15 protein-coding genes and 1 pseudogene are annotated in these 25,037 nt (G+C 71.7%); 9 read left to right on the top strand and 7 right to left on the bottom strand.

Annotated features, from left to right (window positions below; all coding sequences use genetic code 11):
- Positions 1-128: 128 nt before the first annotated feature.
- Positions 129-2,174, top strand: coding sequence for a serine/threonine-protein kinase (locus tag GBN72_RS04450; protein WP_164540371.1), 2,046 nt, complete (start codon positions 129-131; stop codon positions 2,172-2,174).
- Complete coding sequence (locus tag GBN72_RS04445; RefSeq protein WP_151770276.1) at positions 2,171-3,670, top strand: serine/threonine-protein kinase; 1,500 nt, start codon at positions 2,171-2,173, stop codon at positions 3,668-3,670. Before GBN72_RS04450 ends, GBN72_RS04445 begins: the two co-directional genes overlap by 4 nt.
- 251 nt (positions 3,671-3,921) lie before the next feature.
- On the opposite strand, the gene GBN72_RS04440 is transcribed toward GBN72_RS04445, so the two are convergent.
- Positions 3,922-5,553 carry a tetratricopeptide repeat protein gene (locus tag GBN72_RS04440; RefSeq protein ID WP_151770275.1) on the bottom strand — a complete coding sequence of 544 codons (1,632 nt, stop codon included), beginning with the start codon at positions 5,551-5,553 and terminating at the stop codon, positions 3,922-3,924.
- Positions 5,554-5,663: 110 nt separating this feature from the next.
- Between GBN72_RS04440 and GBN72_RS04435 the strand changes: the two are divergent.
- Together GBN72_RS04435 and GBN72_RS04430 are read left to right on the top strand one after the other, a co-directional pair.
- Positions 5,664-5,871 (top strand): annotated as a pseudogene (locus GBN72_RS04435) (transposase family protein); the annotation flags it as partial.
- Positions 5,872-6,435: 564 nt separating this feature from the next.
- The gene (locus GBN72_RS04430) at positions 6,436-8,277 is read left to right on the top strand and encodes an aldo/keto reductase (protein ID WP_151770274.1); all 1,842 of its coding nucleotides are present in this window, start codon (positions 6,436-6,438) and stop codon (positions 8,275-8,277) included.
- Between the two features lie 176 nt (positions 8,278-8,453).
- On the opposite strand, the gene GBN72_RS04425 is transcribed toward GBN72_RS04430, so the two are convergent.
- From GBN72_RS04425 to GBN72_RS04410, 4 genes are all read right to left on the bottom strand, one after another.
- The gene (locus tag GBN72_RS04425) at positions 8,454-8,918 is read right to left on the bottom strand and encodes a MaoC family dehydratase (protein ID WP_151770273.1); all 465 of its coding nucleotides are present in this window, start codon (positions 8,916-8,918) and stop codon (positions 8,454-8,456) included.
- A gap of 113 nt (positions 8,919-9,031) precedes the next feature.
- Positions 9,032-10,372, bottom strand: a complete 1,341-nt coding sequence (locus GBN72_RS04420) for an MFS transporter (RefSeq protein ID WP_151770272.1) — start codon at positions 10,370-10,372, stop codon at positions 9,032-9,034.
- A gap of 55 nt (positions 10,373-10,427) precedes the next feature.
- Positions 10,428-11,654, bottom strand: coding sequence for an acetyl-CoA C-acetyltransferase (locus GBN72_RS04415; RefSeq protein WP_151770271.1), 1,227 nt, complete (start codon positions 11,652-11,654; stop codon positions 10,428-10,430).
- 100 nt (positions 11,655-11,754) lie between these two features.
- On the bottom strand, positions 11,755-12,663 hold the full coding sequence (locus tag GBN72_RS04410) for a LysR family transcriptional regulator (protein WP_151770270.1): 909 nt from the start codon (positions 12,661-12,663) through the stop codon (positions 11,755-11,757).
- 246 nt (positions 12,664-12,909) lie between these two features.
- On the opposite strand from GBN72_RS04410, the gene GBN72_RS04405 reads away from it, so the two are divergent.
- The 5 genes from GBN72_RS04405 (at position 12,910) to GBN72_RS04385 (ending at position 21,644) form a co-directional block, all read left to right on the top strand.
- Entirely contained in the window at positions 12,910-13,827 is a 918-nt protein-coding gene (locus GBN72_RS04405; RefSeq protein ID WP_151770937.1) for a CoA transferase subunit A, read from the top strand.
- 29 nt (positions 13,828-13,856) lie between these two features.
- Positions 13,857-14,759: a CoA-transferase subunit beta gene (locus GBN72_RS04400; RefSeq protein WP_151770269.1), complete on the top strand. Its 903-nt coding sequence runs from the start codon at positions 13,857-13,859 to the stop codon at positions 14,757-14,759.
- 86 nt (positions 14,760-14,845) lie between these two features.
- Positions 14,846-16,432 (top strand): 3-hydroxyacyl-CoA dehydrogenase, encoded by a 1,587-nt coding sequence (locus GBN72_RS04395; protein ID WP_151770268.1) that lies wholly within the window; start codon positions 14,846-14,848, stop codon positions 16,430-16,432.
- Between the two features lie 98 nt (positions 16,433-16,530).
- On the top strand, positions 16,531-17,691 hold the full coding sequence (locus GBN72_RS04390) for an acyl-CoA dehydrogenase family protein (protein WP_151770267.1): 1,161 nt from the start codon (positions 16,531-16,533) through the stop codon (positions 17,689-17,691).
- Positions 17,692-18,239: 548 nt separating this feature from the next.
- Positions 18,240-21,644, top strand: coding sequence for an NACHT domain-containing protein (locus tag GBN72_RS04385; RefSeq protein ID WP_164540369.1), 3,405 nt, complete (start codon positions 18,240-18,242; stop codon positions 21,642-21,644).
- Between the two features lie 293 nt (positions 21,645-21,937).
- Here GBN72_RS04385 and GBN72_RS04380 read toward each other — a convergent pair whose 3' ends face one another.
- Entirely contained in the window at positions 21,938-23,518 is a 1,581-nt protein-coding gene (locus GBN72_RS04380) for a GMC family oxidoreductase N-terminal domain-containing protein (RefSeq protein WP_151770265.1), read from the bottom strand.
- 683 nt (positions 23,519-24,201) lie between these two features.
- Positions 24,202-24,981, bottom strand: a complete 780-nt coding sequence (locus GBN72_RS04370) for a class I SAM-dependent DNA methyltransferase (protein ID WP_151770263.1) — start codon at positions 24,979-24,981, stop codon at positions 24,202-24,204.
- Between the last annotated feature and the right edge of the window lie 56 nt (positions 24,982-25,037).

Raw genomic sequence — 25,037 nt, 5'->3', positions numbered from 1 at the left:
GGCGGCCGAGGAGCCACCGGAGCGGTGATGGACGGGTTGTGAAAGATGCAGTGAACAACGGTTATTGAGTGCCAGTCAGCTCCTATCCTGCTGGACCGGTCACAACGCAGACTGCGCAGGGGGCTTGTGTGAGGGAGCAACTGGGGTCCACGGACCCGCGGCAGATCGGACCGTACGTCCTCGTGGGAACGCTGGGCCGCGGGCGGACGGGGCGGGTGTTCCTGGGCCGCTCCCGCGGCGGCCGCCTCGTCGCGGTCAAGGTCGTCGACGGCACCCTCGCCGACGACCCCGAGTTCCGCGTCCGGTTCGCGCAGGCGGCCCGGGCCGCACGCGGGGTCGGCGGCTTCTACGCCGCCCAGGTGCTGGACGCCGGGCCGGACGACGACCCACCGTGGCTCGCGTCGGCCTACGTTGCCGGGCCCTCCTTGGAGGAGGCTGTGCGCGCGCACGGCCCGTTGCCGTACGCGACGGTGCGGGTGCTCGGCTCCGGCCTGGCCGAGGGGATCGCCGCCCTGCACGGCGCGGGGCTCGTACACGGCGGCCTGAAGCCGGGGAACGTGATCCTTTCCGACGACGGGCCGCGGATCACCGATTTCGCCCTGGCCCAGGCGGTGGAGGCCGCGCATCCGTCGTTGACGGTGAGCATCGAGCACGGCGCGTTCATGGCGCCCGAAACCGCGCGCGGGCAGGGCACCGGACCTGAGTCGGACGTCTTTTCCCTGGCCGGTGTCCTGGTGTTCGCCGCCACCGGACGCGGCCCCTTCGCGGGGGGCGCCGGGGCCGAGTTGCTCCACCGTGTCGTCCATGCCGAGCCGGACCTCACCGGCGTCCCGGAGCCGCTGGCCGGCCCGCTCGCGGCCTGCCTGGCGAAGAACCCCGCCGAGCGGCCGGGCCTGGACGAGCTGCTCGCGCGGCTGGCCCATGACGACGGGCACGGCGCGGCCTGGCTGCCGCCGCCGGTCGCCGCCATGGTGGACGGTCGGCGGGACGTGCCCGAGGCGGCCCCCGTACGGCGGCGGGCGCTCCTGCTGGGCGCGGCCGGGGCCGCGGCGGCGGTGGCGGTGACCGCGGGCCTCTGGCTCGCCTCCGGATCCGACGGCGAGGACGGGGCGGGGGGCGGGTCGGACGGCGGGGCGAAGGGCAGGACGCCCGCCGAGGGGGCCGCCCTCGAGCTCACGCCGACGCGGACGTTGGACGCGGGCAAGACCGACGACGGCGTGGCGGTCGCCTACAGCCGGGACGGCAAGCTGCTCGCCGCGGGCCTGAAGAACCAGGTCGTCCTCTGGGACACGACCACCGGCTCCCGGACCGCCGTACTGGTACCGAAGTCGCGGGGCCGCGCCCACTGCGTGACGTTCGGCGCCGACGGTCTGGTGGCCCTCGGCTCCCTGCGGTCACCGTCCGCGGCCAACGGCGCTTCGCTGGGCGACGGCGGGGTCACGGTGTGGGACACCTCCTCGCACGAGGAGGTCGCGGACTTCACCGCGTCCTTCGAGGGGAGCTTCCTCGGTGTGATGGAGTCGCTGGCGTTCAGTCCGGACGGCCGCGTCCTCGTCGGCACCGGCCCCGGACCGGACGGCAGCTGCGGCGAGCTGGCCCTGTGGGACATGGGCTCCGCGAAGCACCTGCGGAACCTGGTCGTCGGAGCGGGCAGGGGCCCGGAGATGTCCACGGTGCACGACGTCGCCTTCAGCCCCGACGGGAAGCTGCTGGCCGCGGGGTACGGCGGCGCTCTGAAGGGCGGAGTGGTCCTGTACGACACCGCGTCGTGGTCGGAGGTCGCCACGCTGCCGCTGGAGGACACGGACGCCTTCGGCATCACCACGGTCGCCTTCACCCCGGACGGCAAGACCCTGGCCGCGACCTTCGGCGGTGTCGCGCTGTGGGACGTCGCCACGCGCAAGCTCGTCACCAGGATCGGCGAGGCGGGTGACCAGAAGCAGAGCCTGGTGATCAGCCCGGACGGGTCTGTCGTGGCCGCGGCGGGCGGCGGGCACGCGGTGGCGGGCCACATCGGCGTGTGGGACCTGGCGAGCCACAAGGAGCTGGTCTCCGTCCCCGCGGGCCGCAGCGGCGTCGGCGACATGTCCTTCCATCCCGACGGCAGCAGCCTTGCCACCGCCCACACCAACGCCAAGATGCTCACCACCGTCCAGTTGTGGAGCGTCGGGTGAGCCACCCCCTGACGCCGGGCGACCCGCGCCGGGTCGGCCCCTACCACCTCGTCGGCAGACTCGGCCGGGGCGGGATGGGGCAGGTGTTCCTCGGCCGGTCGCAGGGCGGGCGGCTGGTCGCCGTGAAGCTGGTCAACCCGGAGCTGGCCGAGGACACCGAGTTCCGCCGCCGGTTCGCGCTGGAGGCCGAGGCCGCCCGCAGGGTCGGCGGCTTCTACACCGCCCAAGTGGTCGACGCAGGTGTGGACGAGGACCAGCCGTGGCTGGTCACCGCGTACATTCCCGGGCCGTCCCTCCAGCAGGCGGTGCGTGCGCACGGTCCGCTCCCCTGCGCCGCGCTGCGCGTGCTCGGCTCGGGCCTGGCCGAGGGGCTCGCGGCCATCCACAAGTGCGGCCTGGTGCACCGTGACCTGAAGCCCGCCAACGTCATCCTCGCCGACGACGGGCCCCGCGTCATCGACTTCGGCATCGCCCGGGCCCTCGACTCGGAGCACCTGACCGCCTCGGCGATCGGCACGCCCGGATTCATGTCGCCCGAGCAGTGCCTGGGCCGCGAGACCGGTCCTGCCTCCGACGTCTTCGCCCTCGGCTGCGTCCTGGTGTACGCGGCCACGGGCCGCAGCCCCTACGGGCAGGGCAACGCCGTCGCGCTGCACTACCGGACCGTGCACGAGGCTCCCGACCTGACCGGTCTGCCGGCCGAGCTCGTGCCGTTCCTTGAGTCCTGTCTGTCGACGGCGCCGGAGCGGCGGCCGTCCGTCGCCGAGGCCCTGGAGTTGCTGGCACCGGACGGGACGGACCCCGAGTGGCTGCCTCCTGGGGTCAGCGAGATGGTGCGCGAGCGTCGCGAGGAGACGAAGGTCCTGCCGACGGGCGAGATCCCGGCGGACACCCTCGGTGCCCCCTCCGGCCGCGACGGGACGCGGTGGGCCCGGCGGATCGCCCTGTCGGCCGCCGCCTGCGCGGCGCTCGCCGCCGGTGTCTGGGGAGCGGTGACCTGGCTGGGCGAGCCGGACGGCGGGGGCGGCGCAGACTCCGCGGCTTCGGGGGCCTCCCCCAGCGGGAAGCCGGCCGGGAACCCCGACGATCCGTGCGGGATCATCGACAACGGCCTCATCCAGAAGCACCAGCTCGTGGACACCGGGTCGCGGGGCGGCCACAGCGGTGGTGGGACGACCGTGGCCTCCTGCCGGTGGCAGACAGCCGAATTCGGCGACCCCGACACGGACACGGAAGGCTTCTACACCCTGGCCTACGGGCCCGGACCCGTCGAGGCGATCACCGACGGCCGCCGGAGCGACCCTGTGGACCTGTCCGGCATCCCGGGTGCGAAGGCCTACTCCAATGCCACGGAGACCGCCTGTGAGGTGGCGTGGCCGACGTCCTTCGGCCACGCCACCGTCTTCGCCACCGAGGCGGACAACGTCCTGGGCGGCCTGGACTGCGAGATCGTGGGCCGGTTCGCGGAATCGGTGTACGCGAGGGCGCCGAAGTAGCCGAGCGGCCGACGTGCACGGGCGCCGGACCGGCCGGGAGTGCTCGGCCTGAGGGGCTCGGGAAACCGTTGAGCACGGCCTTGGCCGGCGGCCGTCCTGCTGGACAGCGGGGCGGCCGGCCGGCACCGGCCCGCGGTGACGACGTTCGGCTGCCGCGCCTCGGCCGCCCGTCCGGAGAACGGCGAAGTCGCCCGGCTCGCACGCCCGTTGTCCTGACGCACACGCCGCCGGCGACGACGAGGCCGGCCGCGTCAGCCGAGATCCAGCCGCTCCGCGAACCGCTCATGCGCGTGACGGCTGGCGCGAGTCTCCGGATGGTCGACGCCCAGCACCCAGGCGCGGTCGACCACCAACGCGGCGAGCAGCCGGACCGCCTCCTCCACCTCCCCCGCATCACCCACACTCGTGGCATGCAGGTGGCGGCTGACGAAGGTGTCCGGGTGGTCGACGCCGAGCACCCGGGTCCGGGCCTCGACCACGCCCGCGTGGAGATCCCTGGCGATGAGCGTACGGCCCGACAGCCCCGCCCAACGCGCGTGCTCGCTGCGGCTCACCAGCGTGTGCGGGTGGTCCGCGCCGAGAACCCGCACACGGTCCTGCACGAGGAACGCGAACAGCAGCGCCGCGCCGTCCTCATCACCGGCCTCACCGACGTGGAAGGCGTGCTCGTGCCGGCTCAGCAGCGTGTCCGGATGGTCGGGGCCCAGGATCCGGACCCGGTCCTCCACCACGGAGACGAACAGCCGCACCGCCTCGTCCGGGGCTTCCGACCGGCCCACGTACAGCGCGTGGGCGTGGCGGCCGGCCAGCGTCTCCGGATGGCCGGGACCGGCGATCCGCGCCCGGTCGGCGACGAGCGTGGCATACAGGTCCGCGGCACGCTCAGGATCACCGGACGCGCCGACGCAGTGCGCGTGGAGGTGACGGCTCAGCAGCGTGTCCGGGTGGTCGTGGCCCAGAACCCGGGCACGGTCGGCGGCGACGGCCGCGTGGAGGTCCACGGCCTCCCGGGTGCGGCCCGCGTCGTCGAGGGAGTCGGCGCGGTTGTGGCGGCTGAGCAGCGTGTGGGGATGGTCCGGCCCCAGGACCCGGGCGCGGTCCCGCACGATCCCGTCGTACAGAACCACCGCCCCCGCGAAGTCCCCCGTCGCCGAGACGTAGAACGCCTGGTTGTGGCGGCTCATCAACGTATCGGCATGGTCCGGCCCGAGCACGCGGGCGCGGTCCTCGACCACCGAGGCGTACAGCCGCACCGCCTCCTCGGGATCACCCGCGTCCCCGACGTGCGACGCGTGGTTGTGCCGGCTCATCAGCGTCTGCGGGTGATCCCCGCCGAGTACCCGGCCACGGCCGGCCACCACCGCGGCACCGACCCGCACCGCCTCGGCCGCGCGGTCGGTCAGCCCCAGGAAGTACGCGTGCTCGGCGTGGCTGAGCAGTGCCTCGGGATGGTCGGCCCCGAGGACACGGTCCCGGTCGGCGGCGACGGCCGCGTGCAGCCGCGCGGCCAGTTCATGATCACCTGACTCCCCCGCGCAGTACGCGTGAAGGTGGCGGCTCAGCAGCGTGTCCGGATGGTCCGGGCCCAGGATCCGCGCACGGTCGGCCGCCACCGCCGCGTGAAGACCCGCCGCCTCCGCCGTGCCGCCCGCATCGTCCAGACAGTCGGCGTGCCGGTGCCGGGCGAGCAGCGTGTCCGGGTGGTCGGGCCCGAGCACCCGGCAACCGTCCTCGGCGATCTCCGCGAACAGCTTCACCGCCCCGGCGTGATCACCGGCCTCGGCCACCGCCTCCGCCCGCGCACGGCGCACCGCCCAGTCGTCCACCACCACGCCCCCGCCGACTCGGACCATGTCCGCCGTGTGCCTCTCGATGCTCTGCAAGGAGCCCTGTCCAACCTCACGCCGAGGTGGGCCGGTTGGGCCGGCAGACAGGTGAAGCCCCTGGTAGATGGGTTCTCGACCAAGGAATCCGTCTCCGTCAGAGGCTTCGTGTGCTTGTCTACCCGTCCGGTTTCGACATGTCCAGTTCTGCCCTGCGCTTCCTGTCCGCCCAGCTCCGCCGGCGCCGCCGGGAGCTCGGCAGCCGGTGGAGGCGCCTGAGCCCGGGCCGGCAGGCCCTGCTCACGCTCGCCCACCTCCGCAACGGCCACCCGTACGCCCAGCTCGCGGCCGGGTTCGGCATCGGCACCACGACGAAGGCAAAGAAGCGCGGCGTGAACGTGCAGGTCCTGGCCGGTCATCCGGGCAGAGCTGGACACGTCGGCGCCGGACGGGTGGACGAGCAGACGAAGCCTCCGATGGAGATGGTTCTTCTCGGTCGAAACCCCATCCACCAGGGGCTTCACCTGCCTGCCAGCCCAACTAACCATCCAGGCAGCCAGGTTGGAACAATGGCCTCACTGCCGCGGTAGGAGCCGCAGTAGGATGCGTACACCTCACCTGCGGCGGCCGGAGAACCCGCCGCCGCAGGTCGCGAAGATCACCGTTGAGGACCTGTCGCGGTAATTCCGGTATCCACTGCGCCAGTAACCGTCTCGGGGGCGAGTTCAGGCCGGGGAGGGCTGTTCCAGAGCAATGGACTACCGAACACCCGATGTCCCTGCACCAGACATGCCGTCGGCCTCCATCACGGGCATGTGATCCCCTGGACCGGCGCCGTGCTCGCCTCAGGGCGGTGATCCGTGACAAGGGCGGGGACGGGGGCGCGGGTCATCGGAGCCGGTGGTACGACACGGCCGGTGGGTACGACACGGGAGGAAGACCATGCACGCGAACGACAGCGCAAGGAGCAACGGGACGAAGAACGGCCGGTCATCGGCCCGCACGACCACCGGCCGCGCCGCGACGCCGCTTCTGGCCCTCCAGCGCAGCGCCGGCAACGCGGCAGTCGTCCAGATGCTCCGCCGAGGCGGCCACCCCTGGGCCCAGGAAGAGCACCGGCACAGCGCCGACTGCGGCCACCAGCAGGCCGGGCAGCCAGTTCAGCGCTCCACCGTCCCAGACGTCCTGCGCTCCCCAGGCCGCCCCCTCGACGACAACACGCGCACCGAGATGGAAGCCCGACTCGGCGCGGACTTCTCAGACGTCCGCCTCCACACCGACACGGCGGCGCAGGTCTCGGCGGCGCAAGTAGGCGCCCGCGCCTACACCTCGGGCAGCCACGTCGTCATTGGCGACGGCGGTGCCGACAAGCACACCCTCGCGCACGAGCTCACGCACGTCATCCAGCAGCGGAAGGGGCCCGTCACCGGGACGGACAACGGCAGCGGACTCAAGATCTCCGACCCGTCCGACCGGTTCGAGCGCGAGGCCGAGGCCAATGCCCGACGGGCGATGTCCGGCTCGGCACCCGTCCAGCGCACGACCGTGCCCACCGCCGGCCGCCCGGCGCACCAGTCGTCACCCGTGTTGGCCCGGATGCCTGCCGAGGGGGCCGATGCCGAGGTCAAGCCCTGGCTCGTCTTCGGCGTGGACGGTCGCAGCAGGGAACAGCTGACCTCTGCCGTCGCAGCCGGCTACCGGCGCTTCGACACGGCGGAGAGCTACGGGAACATCGAGACCGTCGCCGAGGTGCTGAGTGGCCGGCCCCGGGACTCGTACGAGGTTCTCTACAAGTTCGACGTCAGGTCCGGCGAGTCGGCCGCCATGCTGCGCGCCCGGCTGGAAGGGATCGGCGAGCTGTTCGGGGGAAGGCTCGACAGCCTGCTCATCCACAACCTGGACGCCGACCACCGTGTGCTCGCGGATGCCTGGCAGGTCCTCAATGAGCTCAAGAGCGCCGGAAGGACCGGCCAGATCGGGCTCGGCAACATCGGCGAAAATCACGCGGCGCTTCTCTCCGAGCTCGGCGGAGTCGACGTCGTGGAGAACTCCGTCGAAAGCGTTCTGCTCAACAGGACAGTGGAGAACGCGATCAAGGAGTCGGGCGCCCACCTGTACTACTACGACGTCATCAGGACAGCCCAGCAGATGGACCTCGACCTGTCCTCACCCAACGATCTGAACGGCCTCATCTACACCATGGCGGGCATTTTCCCCCGGGCCGATGGCACGTCCAACTCCACCATGATCAGCAGCAGCGGATCGTCCGGCAGGCAGGCGGCCAACCTGCAGGACTTCGGCGGCGGTCCCGACCACGAGGACTTCACAGGCGACGAGCAGTACGACGCGATGGAGAAGATCGATCGGTGGCGCAAGCAGCAGAGCGCCGGCCAGGAGAACGACACCTCGTTCGCGCTCCGCACCGAACTCAGAACCTGGCTCGTCAGCCTCTGCGAGGGTGACGCCGCCAACGCCCTGCGCAGCAGTATCGACGAGGCCGCGAAAAGGGAGTCACGCCTGGTGGACCAGGCGTTCATCCGGGAGTGGCTGCTGGGCCAGGGTCATGTCACAGCGGACGACCTCACCTCGGTGAGGGTCCCGTCCCGGGTGGGGCTGAAACGGCGTTACATCGGCATGCCGCTGCAGGACACCCTGGCCGCGCTGTTCGGGACGAAGAACTGCGACTGGAAGTGGTCCATCCAATTGGTCCAGCTGATGTTCAGCGGTGCTGAAGCATGGGATTCCTTCCTGCGCTTCGGGGCGGACGAGATCGTCCAACAGTGAGCCGTTGCCAACCTGTCGCAGCGATCCGGTAGTTGGCTCGACAGTTGAGTGAAGCCCCTGGTGGACGGGGCCATACTCGCGCTCCATCACGCCTGCGCGGAAGCAGGATGAAAAGCCTCAAGGTTACCCGCGGGCTGCTGTCCGTCCCTGGAGCCGTGCCGCGCCCCGTCGGGAGGTCACCCGGCCGGATAGAAGTGGGTGAGGGACTCCGCCACGCAGGCCGGCTTCGCCGAGCCGTCGAGTTCGAAGGTGAAGGCGCGCGTCATCTGGACGCCGCCCCGCTTCACCGGCTGCACGTCCGTCACCGCGGCGTGCAGCCGGACGCGGCTGCCGACGGGCACGGGGGCGGGGAAACGGACCTTGTTGACGCCGTAGTTGAGGGCCATGCCGACGCCGGAGACCTGGAGCAGTTCGGCGAAGAGCGGAATGCCCCAGCTCAGCACCATGTAGCCGTGCGCGATCGTCCTGCCGTAGGGGCCCCTCGCCGCGCGCTCGGGGTCCGTGTGGATCCACTGGTGGTCGCCCGAGACGTCCGCGAAGCCGGAGATCAGCTCCTGGGTCACCTCCTTCCAGGCGGAGTGCCCGAGGTCCTTGCCCGACAGCCGCATGATCTCGGGGATGCCGTGGACGGTCAGTGCCATGGTGTGCGTACCTCCTGGTGCGGGCCCGCCCCCTCCCGGACGGAAGGGGGCGGGGAGAACATGGTCGAAGCGGTGGACGGACGGCTCGCGGCCGGTGGCGGGCGCCTGCGTCGTCAGGCCGGGACGGCGGCCGGGGCCGGGGCCTCGGCGGGACGGTCCTCGGCGCGCTCGTCGTGGTTCGGGCGCTTGAGCAGCAGGAGCATGCAGCCGAGGGTCAGGGCCACCTGGAAGACGGCGTAGGCGATGACCGCGACGATCGACTGGGTCTGGTTCAGCAGGAACTGGCCGATGATCGGAGTGGTGCCGCCGAGGAGCGTGCCGCAGAGCTGGTAGCAGAGCGAGATGCCGGTGTAGCGCACGCTCGCCGGGAAGCGGCTGGCGAGCATGCCGGCCAGGGCGGCGTAGTAGAGGCAGTGCGGGATGGTGGCGACGGCCATGCCCAGCATCGCCAGCCCGTAGTTCTCGGTGCCGATCAGCAGGAACATCAGCGGCATCAGGACGAACTCGGGCAGCAGCATGAACGTCACCGCACGGGACCAGCTCCGCATCCTGGTCGCGATGACGGCGCCGAACGGCTGGACGAAGATCTGAACGATGTTGGCGACCAGGATGATCGTCAGGAAGGAACTGCGGTCGAAGTCCAGGCTGGAGGTCGCCCAGGACAGGGCGAAGGTGGACTTGAAGTACGTCGCCGACAGGCCGATCGTGCAGGCGCCGATGCCGAGCACGATCAGCATCGGCTGGGTGCGGATCACCTCGGCCACCGGAAGCTTGGCGACCTTGCTCTTCTCGATCAGGTTCGCCATCGCCGGCGACTCCTCGACCTTCAGTCGCACGAACAGGCCGACCACCACGAGCAGCGCCGAGGCGAGGAACGGCACCCGCCAGCCCCAGGAGACGAACGCGTCGTCCGGCAGCTGGCTGATCGCCAGGAAGGCGAGCGTGCTGAGCGTGTTGCCCACCGGCGAGCCCTGCTGGGCGAACGCGCCGTACAGCACCGACTTGCCCTTGGGCGCGTGCTCCGAGGCGATCAGGACCGAACCGCCCCACTCGCCGCCCAGGCCGATGCCCTGCACCATGCGGATGCACACCAGCAGGATCGGCGCGGCGATGCCGATCGAGGCGTAGCCGGGCAGCAGGCCGATCAGGGTGGTGGAGACGCCCATCATCAGCAGCGTGATGACCAGGGTCTTCTTCCGGCCGAGCCGGTCACCGATGTGGCCGAAGATGATGCCGCCGAGCGGACGGGCGAGGAAGCCGACCCAGAACGTCGCGAAGGCCACCAGGGTGCCCAGCGCCCCGTCCAGCTCCGGGAAGAACACCTTGTCGAAGACGAGCGCGGAGGCCGTGCCGTAGATGTAGAAGTCGAACCACTCGATGGTGGAGCCGATGAAGGCCCCTATACCGGCGCGCTGGGCGGTCTTGTTCCGCCCTGTCGTGGCAGCCGCGCTCATTGTTGCTCCCAGAGGTGTCGGTGAGTCTCGGTGAGTCGAAGTGCAGGGGACGGGCTCAGGCGGCGACGCGCTCGAAGACGGCGGCGAGGCCCTGGCCGCCGCCAATGCACATGGTCTCCAGCCCGTACCGGGCCTGGCGCCGGTGCATCTCGCGCGCGAGGGTCGCCAGGATCCGCGCCCCGGTGGCGCCCACCGGGTGGCCCAGCGAGATCCCGGAGCCGTTGACGTTGATCCGCTCGTGGTCGGCGTCGGTGAGGTCCAGCGCCCGGGTGCAGGCCAGCACCTGCGCCGCGAACGCCTCGTTGAGCTCGATCAGGTCCATGTCGGCCAGGGTGAGACCGGCCCGGCCCAGGGCCGCGCGGGTCGCCGGCACCGGACCGATGCCCATGGTCTCGGCCGGCACGCCGGCGCGGGCGAAGGACACCAGCCGCAGCAGGGGGGTCAGGCCCAGGCGCTCCGCCGTGGCGCGGGTGGTCACCAGGCAGGCGGCGGCCGCGTCGTTCTGGCCGCTGGCGTTCCCCGCGGTGACCGTCGCCTCCGCGTCCTTCCGTGCCATCACCGGCCGCAGGGCGGCCAGTTGGTCCGCCGAGGTGTCGGGACGCGGATGCTCGTCCGCGTCGACGACGGTCTCGCCTTTGCGGGTGCGCACGGTCACCGGGACGATCTCGTCCCGGAACCTGCCCTCGGCCACGGCCCGGGCGGCGCGCTGCTGCGAGCGCAGCGCCAGGGCGTCCTGGTCCTCACGGCTGATGGCGAACTCGCGGCGCAGGTTCTCCGCGGTCTCGATCATCCCGCCCGGCACCGGGTGGTGGACGCCGCCCGCGGTGGCCCTGCCGCGGGCGAGGGAGTCGTGGAACTCCAGGCTCGGCGTCCGGATGCCCCAGCGGCCGTCGTGCGTGTAGAACGGCGCGGCGCTCATGACCTCCACGCCGCCGGCCACCACCACGTCGCTGAAACCGCAGCTGATCTGCATCGCGGCGTCGAGGACGGCCTGCAGGCCGGAGCCGCAGCGCCGGTCGACCTGCACCCCCGTCACGGTGTCCGGCAGGCCGGCGTCCAGGGCGGCGACCCGCCCGATCGCGGGCGCCTCGGAGGTCGGATAGGCGTGGCCCAGGATCACCTCGTCGATCCGCTCCGGGTCCACTCCGCTGCGGGCGACGACCTCGGAGACGACGAGCGCGGCCAGGGCCGCCGGCCGCTGGGAGGCGAGCGCGCCGCCGAAACGGCCGATCGGGGTGCGCAGCGGTTCGCAGACGACCACGTCTGCGGAGTGATCGGACATCGTCGTCCCTTCACGGGTGGAAAGCGGTCCCGCCGACCTTGGCATCCCTCACCATGAAGGTCCAATATCTAATTCGTCCTCCATTGAGACGTCCCCGCTCTCAGTCGGGCGAGGGGAGGCCCGGTGTCGGCAGCGCCTTCTCCGCCGCCGCCAGCACCGTGCGCAGTGCAGCGGACGGGTTGTCGGTGCGCCAGGCGAGCGCCGCCTCCAGGCGGACGGGCGGCCCCGCGAGCGGGCGGTAGACCAGGCCGGTCTGCTGGATGTGCTGGCAGGAGGTGAGGGTGAGCGTCACGCCCACGCCGGCCGCGACCAGCGCCAGGATGGTGTGGGAGTCGGGCGCCTCCTGCACCACCCGCGGATGGAAGTCCGCCGTCTCGCAGGACGCCACCATGGCGTCCCGCAGCGAGGAGCCGGCGTTGGCGGGGAAGCTGACGAAGGGCTCCTCGGCAAGCGCGGCGAGCGGGATCTCCTCGCGCTGCGCCAGCCGGTGGTCGGAGGGCAGCGCGCAGACCAGGGTCTCCTCCGCGATCACCCGGGTGGACACGCCGGGCAGGTTCACCGGCAGACGGACGAAGCCCAGGTCGAGCGAGCCCTCGGCGACCCGGGCGAGCGCCACGTTGGCGTAGGTCTGGCCCGCCATGACCAGCTCGATGCCCGGATGTGCGGCCCGCACCGCACGCGTCAGCAGCGGCAGCGTCTCGTGGCTCGAAGCGCCCGCGAAGCCCACCGTGACCCGCCCGAACTCGCCCCGGCCGGCCGCCTTGGCCGCCAGCACGGCGCTGTCCAGGTCGTCGAGGACCGTGCGGGCCGGGTCCAGGAAGGACCGGCCCGCACTGGTCAGCCGCACCGAACGGGTGTTGCGCTCGAAGAGCTGGACACCCAGCTCCTTCTCCAGTTGCCGGATCTGCTGACTCAGCGGCGGCTGGGCCATCTGCAGGCGTTTGGCGGCCCGGCCGAAGTGGAGCTCCTCGGCCACGGCGAGGAAGGCGGTCAGGTGGCGCAGTTCCATGGGCGGCTTCCCGGTGCTGGTCGGCTGGTCGGGCCGCCCGGCGGACGTGCCCGCGCGATTGATATGCCTGCGGTATCAGTGCGACCTTAATTCGGTATTGGACACTAATCAATAGGTGCTGGCACGGTGTGGAGACCTTGATTTCCATGACGCCGAGGGAGCACCACCATGGGACCGGACGACCCGGCAGTCCCCGCCACGGCACCCGCGCCCGCGCCCGCCGCGCGACCGGTCGCGGACAAGACGATGACGATGCGGGACGCGATCGCCGCCTTCGTCCACGACGGCGACACCGTCGCGATCGAGGGCTTCACGCACCTCATCCCGACCGCCGCCGGGCACGAGATCGTCCGGCAGGGCCGCAGGAACCTCACCGTCGTCCGCATGACCGCCGACATCGTGGTGGACCAGATGCTGGCGGGCGGGTGCGTGTCGAAGCTGGTGTCCTCGTTCGTGGGCAACTCCTCGGCCGGTTCGCTGGGCGAGCTGCGCCGCCGCATCGAGCACGCGCTGCCCGAACCGCTGGAGTTCGAGGAGTACAGCCACTACGGCATGGTCTGCCGCTACCTGGCGGGCGCCCAGCGGCTGCCCTTCTACCCGCTGCGGTCCTACGCCGGAAGCGACCTGGCATCCGTCAACGACGGCATCCGCACGGTCACGTCGCCCTACCCCGGACCCGACGGGCAGGAGGAGCGCATCCATGTGGTGCCGCCCGTCAACCCCGACGTCACGATCGTGCACGCACAGCGCGCCGACCGGGCCGGCAACACCCAGATCTGGGGGCTGACGGGCGTCCAGGCGGAAGCGGTCTTCGCGGCCCGCAGGGCCGTGGTGGTCGTGGAGGAGGTCGTCGACGACGAGGTCGTCCGCTCCGACCCCAACCGGACGGTCATCCCCGCGCACGCCGTGGACGCCGTCGTCGCCTGCCCGCGAGGCGCCCATCCCTCCTTCGCCCAGGGCTACTACGACCGGGACAACGCCTTCTACCGGTCCTGGTCGCACATCAGCAAGGACCCCGAACGCCTCCAGGAATGGATGCAGCGGTGGGTCCTCGGTACGCGTGACCACGCGGAGTACGTCGCCATGCTCGGCGAGGAGCACTGGGCCGGCCTGGCCGTCGGCGACGCCCTCAGCCTGCCCGTCAACTACGGGCGGCGTCTGTGACACGGAACGAACGAGTAGAGGAGAGGGACATGAACGCCGCCGCCTCCGCGACCGCACCGCACGCTCCCGACGGCGCGAGCACCGCCCCTGCCGACGCCCCTGCCACCGTCTCGGCCGACGGCCCTGCCACCGGTTCGACCGACGGCCCTGCCACCGGTTCGGCGTCCCGTGAGCCGGTGACCTCCTCCGAGCTGCTGTCGGTGGTCGCCTCGCGCGAACTGGCGGGCCGGCGCACCGTCTTCGCCGGCATCGGCCTGCCGACACTCGCCACCGCGCTCGCCCAGCTCACCGTCGCCCCCGAGGTCGAGATCGTCTACGAGTCCGGGGTCTGCGGCGCCCATCCGTCGCACCTGCCCGAGACCATCGCCGACGCCGTGCTCATCACCGGCGCGGAGGCCGTGCTGTCGATGCCCGCGCTGTTCGGCTACGTCCTCCAAGGCGGTCACATCGACGTCGGGTTCCTCGGCGCCGCGCAGATCGACAAGTGGGGAAACCTCAACTCGTCGGTCATCGGCGATCGTTGGGACAGGCCGTCGGTCCGGCTGCCCGGACCGGGCGGGGCCATGGAGGTCATGGCCAACTCCCGCGAGGTCTTCGTGGTGATGCGCCGCCACACCCCGCGCTCCTTCACCGCCGAACTCGACTTCTGCACCTCTCCGGGCCCGGACCGCGCCCTGGCCGAGGGCATCCGCCCGCTCGGCGCGGGCGTGACCCGGGTCATCACCGACCTCGGCATCCTGGCCCGCGCCGGCGTCGGCGAGGAACTGCGGCTGGTGGCGACCCACCCGGGCGTCACCGCCGAGCAGGTCAGGGCCGCCACCGGCTGGGACCTCCAGGTCGCCGACGCCCTCGCGACCATCGAGCCGCCGACCGCCTCCGAACTGCGCCTGCTGCGCGAGGACGTCGACCCGGGCCGCGTCTACCTGCGCTGAACCCGCCACAGGGCTCGGCGCCGAACGACCGCATCGCCGAACGACCGCATCGCCGACAAGAAACACGCGTGAGAAGGAGGAAGCAGGTGCGTATCAGGATTGCCGGCGCCGGCGTCATGGGCCGGGGCATCGCCCAGTGGGCGGTGGCCGCGGGCCACACCGTCGAGCTGTGCGACGCCCGCCCGGAAGCCGTGCCGGAGGCCGTCGGCTTCGTCCGCGCCATGCTCGAACGGGCCGCGGCGAAGGGCAGGACCACCCCCGCGGAGGCGGCCGCCGCCGTCGCGCGGCTGGTCCCGCTCGACGACCCGGCCGCTCCGGGCGAGGAGGTCGACCTCGTCGTCGAGGCGGTCCGCGAGGACCTGGCCACCAAGACGGACCTGTTCCGGGCGCTGGAGCGGGTCCTGCCCGCGCGGACCGTCTTCGCGACCAACACCTCCTCCCTGCCGGTCACACAGATCGCCGCCGGACTCTCGGACCCCACGCGTCTGGCCGGGCTGCACTTCTTCAACCCCGTGCCGCTGATGAAGATCGTCGAGGTGGTCCCGGGCGCGCTGACCCGGCCGGACATCCCCTCGGCCCTGGTGGAGCTGGTCCAGGACACCGGACACGCGGCGGTGGTCGTGGCCGACACCCCGGGGTTCCTCGTCAACCACGCCGGCCGCGGGCTCGTCACCGAGGCGCTGGCCCTGCTGGAGGAGTCGGTCGCCGACACCGTGGGCATCGACCGCGTCGCGCGCGACGTACTGGGCCTGCGCATGGGCCCGTTCGAGCTGATGGATCTCACCGGTCTGGACGTCACCGCGGCCGTGATCGACTCCATCTGGCACGGCTTCCGGCACTCCGACCGACTCCGCCCCTCGTTCCTCACGCCCGGCCGGGTGGCCGCCGGACTGCACGGCCGCAAGACCGGCCGCGGCTTCTACCCGTACGGCGACGGGGACCCCGCGCCCGCCGCCGTGCCGGAGGAGCCGGTCACCGGTGACACGGCGCGCCCCGTCCTGGTCCACGGCGAGGGCCCGGACGCCGACGCGCTGCGCCAGGCGCTGACCCGCGCCGGAGCCTTCCTGGAGACCACGCCGGAACCCTCGGCACGGGCCCTGGTCCTGGTCCCCACCTGGGGCACGACCGTGTCCTCGGCCGTGGCCGCCGCCTCGCTGCCGCCGGACCGGACGCTGGGCGTCGACCCGCTCTCCGTCCCCACCGGCCGCCGGGTCCTCGCCCTCACCCCGGCGACGGCGCCGGACGCCGTGCGGGACGCGCGGGCCGTGCTCGCACTGGCCGAGGGCCCGGGCGCGGGCGCGGAGGGCGCGGGCGACGCCGCGGAACCCCGCCGGGTGACCGTGGTCCGCGACACGCCCGGCTCGGTGGCGCAGCGGCTGCTCGCCTCCGTCGTCGGGGTGGCTGCGTCCATCGCCGAGCGGTCAATCGCCGCTCCCGACGCCGTCGACGCGGCGGTCACGGCCGGTCTGGGCTACCCGCGAGGGCCGCTGGCCTGGGGCGACCTGATCGGCGTGCGGCGCGTCCTCACCCTGCAGCAGCGCCTGCACGCCGCCACCGGAGACCCCCGCTACCGCCCGACCCGCTGGGTCACCGAGCGGGCCCAGCTCGGGCTGCCGCTCACGGAACTCGGTACCGTCCCGCCGCACGCCGCCCCTCCGCACGCCGGCCCCTGACGGCCCGGCCGCCGCGGCCCGCACCTCACGACACCCCCTCTCAAGAGGCCGCGCCTGCCGGCCCTTGCCTCACTCACGGAACCACGGGAGAAGACACAGTGTTCTCAAGGGACTTCGGTCTGACCGAGACCCAGCGCGACATCCGGGCCATGGCCGCGGAGTTCGTCGACACCGAGATCGTTCCGCACGCCCGCGACTGGGACCGCGACGAACGGGTGGACCCGCGCATCGTCAAACGCCTCGGCGAACTGGGCTTCCTCGGCCTCGGCATCCCCGAGGAGTACGGCGGCGTGGAGGCCGACATGCTCTCCTACGTCCTGGTCACCGAGGAACTCGGGCGGGGCGACTCCTCGGTGCGGGGCATCGTCTCGGTCTCGCTCGGCCTGGTCACCAAGACCATCGTCTCGCACGGCACCGAGGCGCAGAAGCAGGAGTGGGTGCCGCGGCTGGTCAGCGGCGAGGCGCTGGGCTGCTTCGCCCTCACCGAGCCCGGCACCGGCTCCGACGCCGGCTCCCTGGCCACCCGCGCGACCCGCGACGGCGACGACTGGGTGATCAACGGGACCAAGATGTTCATCACCAACGGCACCTGGGCCAAGGTCGCCCTCCTCTTCGCCCGCACCGGCGAGAGCGCCGTCACCGCCTTCCTGGTCCCGACCGACACCCCCGGCTTCACCGCCACGGAGATCCACGGCAAGCTCGGCCTCCGCGGCCAGGCGACCGCCGAACTCTCCCTCGACGGGGTCCGGGTGCCCGACTCCGCCCGCATCGGCGAGGTCGGCAAGGGGCTCGGCATCGCGCTCGGCGCGCTCTCGCGCGGGCGGATCTCGGTGGCCGCGGGAGCCGTCGGCGTCGCTCAGGCAGCGCTCGACGCCGCCGTCGCCTACTCCACCGAGCGGGAACAGTTCGGCAAGCCGATCGCCTCCTTCCAGCTGGTGCAGGAGCTGCTCGCCGACGCCGCCGTCGACGTCCACGCCTCCCGGCTGCTCACCCACCAGGTCGCCCGGATGGCCGACGCGGGAGCCGGGCCCAAGGAGTACGCGACCGACGCCTCGGCGGCCAAGTACCACGCGGCCGAGACGGCCGTGCGGGTCAGCAACAACTGCCTCCAGGTGTTCGGCGGTTACGGCTTCATCGACGAGTACCCGGTCGGCAAGTACCTCCGCGACGCACGCGTCCTCACCCTCTACGAGGGCACCAGCCAGGTGCAGAAGCTCATCATCGGGCGCGCGCTCACGGGCGTGAACGCGATGGCGTGACCCCGTGTCCGAAGTCCCGCCGGGCCGCGCGGCCCGGCGGGAGTTGGCGTCAGTCGGCCGAAGCGTGCTCGACGGAGAAGGCCCCCGTAGGCGGCGGCCGCGGCACAGCGATCCCCGGAGTGCATACCGTGGGGTGCGCGGGGACGTCCGCAACCGGGCCGGCTCCCTGACCCGCCGCCTCGGCCAAGGCCGCAGCCGGCTCGCGCCTCTCGACAACCCGAACGTCGGCACCTCTGCCCGCCTCCCGGATCCAGCGCAGACGAGCCGTCGGCGGCGCCCATCGACACGTCCCGCCCGACGGGCTGATCGGGTGACAAAGCCACTGGTCGGGCCGAGTGAAGCGAGGACGAAGGGGCAGGCGGCATCCCTGGCGGGCCGACCCAACTCACCAGCCTTGTCGAGCCCTTTCGCCCACCCCGTCCCGTTCGCCGAGGTTCTTCACCACCGTCCCGCCTTCCATTACCCTCCCGGGCAAGGGGGTGGGAATGCCACGAGTTCGGGCGTGTCTGCGGATTCTGTACGGGGCGTGTCTGGCACTCAGCTTCAGTGTGGCGGCCAACCAAGTGCTGTCCGAGGAGCGGTTCAGCTGGTCATGGCTGTACGCCTCACTCTGCGTCGGCACGCTGCTGGCCGTCTACACCGAGATTTTCTCCCCGCAGTCCGCGACGAACAACGCGCCCCGTGTCCGGCGCGGCAACCCCCGCTCGGTCTATCTCCGCCAATTACGGGCGTCCGTCCAGGACATGGAGACGGTCGGCATCGCCACACAGAGCGAGTTCGTCTTCGGTATGCGGCAGGTCTACGTCGATGTCAGCATCGCCTCACAGCCGCTGCACACCGCCGTCCGGGAACTCCATGTCGGCCCGCTGCCCCAGACACCTCCCTCTCCCGCACCCCGACGCACACTCCGTTCGTTCCTGGACGACGCCGAGCGGAACGCCGCTGCCAAGGTGCTGACGGTCATTGGCGGGCCCGGCTGCGGCAAGACCACCCTTGCGCGCAGGACCGCCCTGGAACTCTGCGACGGTTCGACCCCTTTCCGTCGCCGGGGAGCGAGCCGCCTCCCCGTACTTCTTTACCTCCGTGACCACACCACCCAACTCCTCTCCGACACCCCACCCCCGCTCCCCGATGTGGCCGCGTCCACGCCCTGGCTCGACGGGCACGTCCCAGCCTCCTGGCTGTGCAGCCGTCTGGAGCGGGGGGAGTGTCTGGTTCTGCTCGACGGCCTCGACGAAGTCGGCGACCCCGCCGCCCGCGCCAAGGTCGTCACCTGGGTCTCCCACCAGATCCAGCGCTACCCGGGCAACCAGTTCGTCGTCACCGCCCGTCCCCACGGTTACGAGTCCAACCCCCTCCCGGGAGCTGAGGTATTACAGGTGCGCCGGTTCACCGGCCCACAGATCGAGTTGTTCCTCGAGCAGTGGTCATACGCCACCGAATGCCGTCGGCGCGGTGCCTCAGGTCCCGAAGTCCGAGCCGTTGCCCGGAACCTGGCTCAGGACCTGCTGGCGCGACTCCGCCGGCAGCCGGCCCTCTACGACCTCGCGTCCAACCCACTGCTACTGACCATGACGGCCAACGTGCACCGCTATCGGGGCAAACTCCCCGACAGTCGAGCCGCGTTGTACGACGAGATGGTCGACGTGATGCTGCACCGGCGCTACGAGGCCAAAGGGCTGAGCGACGCCACCGGGCTCACCGGCGCGCAGAAGCAGCACGTCGTCCAGCACCTGGCGCTCGCCATGATGCACGCACGGGTCCGGGACTGGCCGGAGACGGGGGTGACAGGCGCGATCCGCAGACCGCTGAGCCAGGTGGGCAGGCAGGTGGCTCCGGCCGTGTTCCTGCGCGAGGTCCTCAAGAGCGGTCTTCTCGTGGAGCGAGAGCACGGGGTGTACGGCTTCGCACACCTGACCCTGCAGGAATACCTCGCCGCTTCTCAGCTTGGTTCGTCCTCGGGCGACCTGGCCGTGCTCACCAGTGTCATCGAAGACCCCTGGTGGCGGGAGACCATCCTTCTTTGGGCTGCCACCCACGACGCCACCCCGGTGATCGCCGCCTGTCTGGACCGCGGCACCGTCCACTCCCTCGCCCTCGCCGTGGACTGCGAGGATCTCGCGCGTATCGTCGAGCCGGAGATCCGGGGCCGGCTCTCCGAGGCCCTGCGAGCCGACACCGCAGACCCGGAACGACGCCGGGTGCTGTCCGGCATCGTTGCCACCCGTGCCCTTCGCGATGCCTTGCCCGTAGGCGACGGCAGCACGCTGCTCTGCACTCGCCCGGTGTCCTGGAGCCTGTACGCGATGTTTCTGCGCGACCAAGAGACCCTCCGCCCCTCGCGCTCGCTCCCCGAGGAACCAAACGCCGCCGGACACCCGTCGAGGGCGGAGCGCAACCCCGGCAGCGAGGCGGTCGGCATCCACGCGCGGGGCGCCCAGCTCTTCGTTCCCTGGCTCAACGCCTTGGTCGGCTCCCCCGTGCACCGGCTGCCGACTCCGGCCGAGCTCGCCGACCTTGCCGTCGAGGCGTCCGTCGCCCTCACGGGCCACACCGTGTGGGCCCAGGACAGCTCCCAGACGCTACTGCACCGCCCGCCGGAGACTCGCTGGCCCTACGACCTGGAGTCAGGTCAGGCCACTTCGGTCGCTCTTGCCGACCTCGAGGCGTCCGCCCTCGCACTGCGCCAGCTCGGCTGCCCGTCCGCCGATGCCGACCGGGTTGTGTCCTGGACCCAGGTATACGGCGCTGCGCTCACCAGCGGACACCGAAGGGCCGCGCTCCACCCCTTGTTGGCCGTGGCCCCCGGCCTCACCCTGATGCGGCTCCTCAGCCGGCTCGTGACCGTTTGCGCGGCAAGCGTCGAGAGCCCCGACCTGGAGGACCGCATCCGGGGTTACCTGGCCGACGAACTGCGCCGGATCAGCGCTCTGGCCGACGTCTCCGACCGTCCGGACTTCCCCGCTCGCCGGGCGGTCGAGCGACTCGTACATCTCATGGGTCGCTCACCTGAAGCGCGGCTCCAGCCCTGCGCGGACACCCTGAACCACCTCTGCGAGATCACCGGTCGGCTGGTCCGGCCAACGGACTTCGAGACCAGCCACGCCTCGGCCATCAACGAGGCGCTCCACCGCGCCACCCTGCGTTCCTCATGGCCCGTCACCGAGGCACTCCGTCCACTCCTCCAAGTGCTGCGCAGCCCCGAACCCCTTACCCCCACCTGGGTCGCCGTCACCACAGCCGGCCTGTTCCCCGAACTGACCCAGATCCTCGCCGGGCACCTGACCACAGCCCACAGCCTTGGCCATCACGATCCCCTTCCCGCCCGCCACGAGCTCTTCCCGGAGTCGTCCCACCGGCTACAGCTCGAGTACACAACCGTCCCCGACACCTCCCATCACCTGCCGGGCCCCACCCCCGACTTCACCCTCGATCTCGCCCTGGACCTGGCCCTGCACCATCACCCGGCTCACCATGATCCCCTCCACGGCCTCCGTCTGCGCGCCCTCGGCATTGCGGCGTCCCGTCTCAGCATCCCGCCGTACGGCCGGATCCCCTACTCGGCCTTCCGCGATCACCTGGCCGACACCGCGGAGAACGGCCTGTCCTTGGAGGTCCGGCCCAGCGACGACCCCGCCGCCTCAATCCTCCGTGCCATCCATCTGCTGAGCTCCGACACCGGTTGTGAAACCCCGGTCCGCAACATCCAACAGGTCCTCGATGAGGCCATCAGCACGCTGGACCTCCTCCCGCTCGACCCCGATGCCTCGGACCTCAGGGCCCTCGCCCCTGTCCGTCCGGCCTTGCTCGCCTGTGCCAACGCCCTCCAGAACCAGCACCGGAACTACACCCAGGCGGTTTCCCACCTGGTTTCCGCATGGCAAAGCCTGGTGGCGTCCTCCTTGTCCACCCCGGGGAACCAGATCCTGCTCATCGCCCGCTCGAACCTGTAGGGTCCGCTGTCGGCAGGCACTTCGATGTGGCTGCCACAGCTCCGCGTCCCTCACGGCCGAGGACCAGCACAGGGGCCAGTCGCGCGAGGATGAGGGGCCTGCGTGAAGCCGGTCTCAGGCCCCGTAGCGCTTCAGTGGCCCTTCACCGAAGCTCCGCCGGCGAAATGAGCGCGTCCAGCAGGCAGGAGTCCCCAAGCGGACCTCGCCGGGGCGGTCCCGGCTCACCGCCCAAGTGGGCGTGCGTTCGCGGGTGACGCCTCCGGGCGCGGTGAACGCTCCGCATGGTCCGGCGGTCATACCTCCTCGTTCGCCACGATGCGTTCCAGCGCGCGTTCGGCGACGGCGGCGATGGTGAAGGAGGGGTTGCAGGCGCCGGCGGTGCCGGGGATGAGGGACCCGTCCATGACGTACAGGCCGTCCTGACCCAGGACCCGGCCTTCGAGGTCGGTGACGGCTTCCATGCACGCGCCGCCGAGGGGGTGGGCGGTCAGGCCGTTCAGTACGTCGGTGAGGTCCACGAGGGTGCCCAGACCGCGGGTGATCTCCGCCATGCGGCGGCCCATGACACGGGCGGACGCTCTGTCGCCGCCCGCCGGGAAGGTGAGGTCCACGGTGTCGGTGAGTCCGTTGTAGGTGAAGCGTCCGCGGTCGGGGCTGACGCCCATGCCCCACACGAACGCGGAGCCGGCCAGCCCGGCCGGGGCGCCCAGCAGCGGACTGTGGGTGAGGGATGTGGCGGTGCGCGGGTCGGTCCAGTCCTTGGAGATGTGCAGTCCGGGGCCGCCCTGCACGACGCCGAACCGTTCCAGGGGGCTGGTCCACAGGTAGAAGCGGTCGCCGTTGGAGCCGTACCCCTCGCCCACCGCGTCGGGCAGATCGGGGACATGCCCCAGTGCCTTGGCCCGGACGAGGAGTCTGGAGGTGTTGAGGCAGCCCGCGGACACGAAGAGGGAGCCGGTGGTGAGGATCTTCTGCTCGACGGTGCGGCCGGAGTCGTCGGTCCGGTCCACGTGCACCGTCCAGCGGCCGTCGCGGGCACGGGCGACGGAGGTGACGCGGTGGTGGGTGGCGACGGTGCAGTTGCCGGTGGACAGGGCCTGTGCGATGTAGGTGCGGTCGACGGAGTACTTGCCTCCGTTGTTCACGCCGAAGTTGATCTCGCCGGTGGTGAAGGCGGGCGCGACCTCGCCGCGGACCTCGGCCATCGGATACGCCCAGTCGATCGCCAGCGGATACTTCTCGATCCGGTGACCGGCCCGGCGCGCGCCGTCGGCGAACGCCCGCTCCACCGCGTAGGTGCGCGACGCGATCAGCTCGTCCGGGGCCCCGCTCGGCTTCAGCAGGGTGGCCGCACGCGGATAGTGGACGCGGTCCATGCGCCGGTAGTCCAGGCCCTCGGGCAGCCAGGTGTTGAACACGGCCTCGGAAGGCTGGATCGTCATGGAGTTGTAGATCAACGAGGTGCCACCGACCCCGGCCCCGCAGATCGGCAGCGTGTTGATCCCCGGCACCAGCTCCATGACACCCACGTACGGGTCCAGTTTCGCCGGGCGAAGACCGAGCCGGGCCAGCGGACGGAGCGCCTCCGGAAGTGTGCCGTACCACAGGGCACGCCGGTCGAACTGGTCAAGGGTCGCGAACGTGTCGGCGTTGGGCCCGGTGGGCCACCACCGGCCGCGCTCCAGGACGGTGACGGGGATCCCGGCCTGCGCGAGCCGCAGGGCGGTGACGCCGCCGCCGAAGCCGGAGCCGATCACCAGGACGCGGTGGCTCTCGCGGGTGAGTCGTACGCGGGCATGGGCGGGGCGGGTGGTCAGGGCGGTCGCGCCGAGGGCGGCGGCCGAGGTCAGCAGTGTGCGCCGGGTGCTGCCCACGAGGACTCCTCACGTCGAGCCGGGACTCCGCAGGGGAACCCGGGGCGATGACCGGCATGCCCCGGCGCGCCGGGGGAACGCGCCGGAGAGCCGAAAGACGCTCAAAAGGTGTCTCTCGACGGGGCGGTGGTGCGGCCGAATCCGTGGCATCTGCACCGGAGGTTCGCAGGACGGCCGCAGTCCGCCTGCGGAGAGTCCGCGATCAGCGGGGCGTCCTGCGTGAGCGCCGTGTCCCGTCGCCTCCTGCCGGACGCCCCAGGAGGCAGGGCCGCCCCGTCGAAGATGCCGGCGCCGGCCGGGCTGAAGAGCACACGACAGCAGACCCTTCGGCGAGCCCGTACCTGGCTGACCGCCGACAACGGCCGCCAGGTGCCCTACAGCCGGAGCAAGATCTGGAAGGACGGCCACCGGCAGGACTGTTCCGGCTGCGTCTCCATGGCTCTCGGCCTCGCCGAGCCCGGCCCCGACACCGTCGGCCTGGCCAACACCCGCGGAGGACGCCGCACCGACGCAGGCAGGCGCGCTCCTCGCGGCGCCGGGCGACCGCGCGAGAGTCGCCGGCACGGGCACCGACCCGTTCCGCCGACACCAGGCGACGGTCCCCGTGGATGTCCGGAACCAAGGGAAGTCCGTCGAGCCGGCCCTGGCCTCGGTCTGCGAGGACCCGCTCCTCCCGGAGCCGTTCACCCGCCTTGGACGGGCAGCTCGTAGACGGAAACGTGGTAGCGGCTGGAGTCCTTGAAGGTGGTTCCGGACCATCCGCCGGTACGCAGTCGCAGTCGCAGTCCTGCAGCTGCGGCCATCAGGTCGAGTTCGCCGGGGGAAGCGTAGCGGAAGGTGACGCGCACATGGCGTAGCCGGCCGTCGTCGAGGATCACGTAGTCGGAGACGTAGTGCTGCCGGACCGGGTGGATGCTGCGGGTGCGCAGTACGAAGTCGGGGCCGGGGGCATTGACGGGCATGGTGCCGCCGGAGACTGTTGCCAAGGCCTCCGGGAGATGGGCGTCCAGGACGAAGAGGCCGCCCGGCAGCAGGCGCTGTGCGGCATGCTGGAAGCAGGCGAGCTGTTCGGCCTGGGTGGTGAGTTCGGCGAACGTGCCGTTGGCGATGTAGACGACGGCGTACCGGCCGGGTTCCTGCTCGGTGGGTGGGGCGGCGAAGTCGCCGATGTCCACGGGAAGGTCGTGGCCGCCAGGTTTGGCGCGCAGCTGCGCGACCATCTGCGGGGAGCTGTCGATGCCATGGACGGTCAAGCCGTGTGCGGCGACGGCCAGGGCGATGCGGCCGGTGCCGATGCCGAGTTCGAGGAGAGGACCGGGCGGGACTTCCTTGGCGAGGGAGAGCAGGAAGGCGACCGTGGCATCGGTGCCCCGGGCAGGTGCGAACCAGTCGTCGTAGCGGTCGGCGAAGCCCTGCGCGTAGGAAGCTTCGGGCGGCGGGTCCTGCGGTGATGCGGGCGGCATCGTGTCCTCCGGTGCGAGCGGGCGAGGGACTGAGGCACTGCCGGTGGGGACGGCTG

It is taken from the genome of Streptomyces abyssomicinicus (assembly GCF_008974245.1).
GTDB classification, from domain to species: Bacteria; Actinomycetota; Actinomycetes; order Streptomycetales; family Streptomycetaceae; genus Streptomyces; species Streptomyces abyssomicinicus.
This window is presented reverse-complemented; position numbering and strand designations above follow the sequence as displayed.

Excerpts from the sequence above, each read along its gene's own strand:
- GBN72_RS04370 (WP_151770263.1), bottom strand. The coding sequence starts at position 24,981 with ATGCCGCCCGCATCACCGCAGGACCCGCCGCCCGAAGCTTCCTACGCG.
- GBN72_RS04405 (WP_151770937.1), top strand. The coding sequence starts at position 12,910 with ATGACGATGCGGGACGCGATCGCCGCCTTCGTCCACGACGGCGACACC.
- GBN72_RS04410 (WP_151770270.1), bottom strand. The coding sequence starts at position 12,663 with ATGGAACTGCGCCACCTGACCGCCTTCCTCGCCGTGGCCGAGGAGCTC.
- GBN72_RS04420 (WP_151770272.1), bottom strand. The coding sequence starts at position 10,372 with ATGAGCGCGGCTGCCACGACAGGGCGGAACAAGACCGCCCAGCGCGCC.
- GBN72_RS04425 (WP_151770273.1), bottom strand. The coding sequence starts at position 8,918 with ATGGCACTGACCGTCCACGGCATCCCCGAGATCATGCGGCTGTCGGGC.
- GBN72_RS04415 (WP_151770271.1), bottom strand. The coding sequence starts at position 11,654 with ATGTCCGATCACTCCGCAGACGTGGTCGTCTGCGAACCGCTGCGCACC.
- GBN72_RS04430 (WP_151770274.1), top strand. The coding sequence starts at position 6,436 with ATGCACGCGAACGACAGCGCAAGGAGCAACGGGACGAAGAACGGCCGG.
- GBN72_RS04400 (WP_151770269.1), top strand. The coding sequence starts at position 13,857 with ATGAACGCCGCCGCCTCCGCGACCGCACCGCACGCTCCCGACGGCGCG.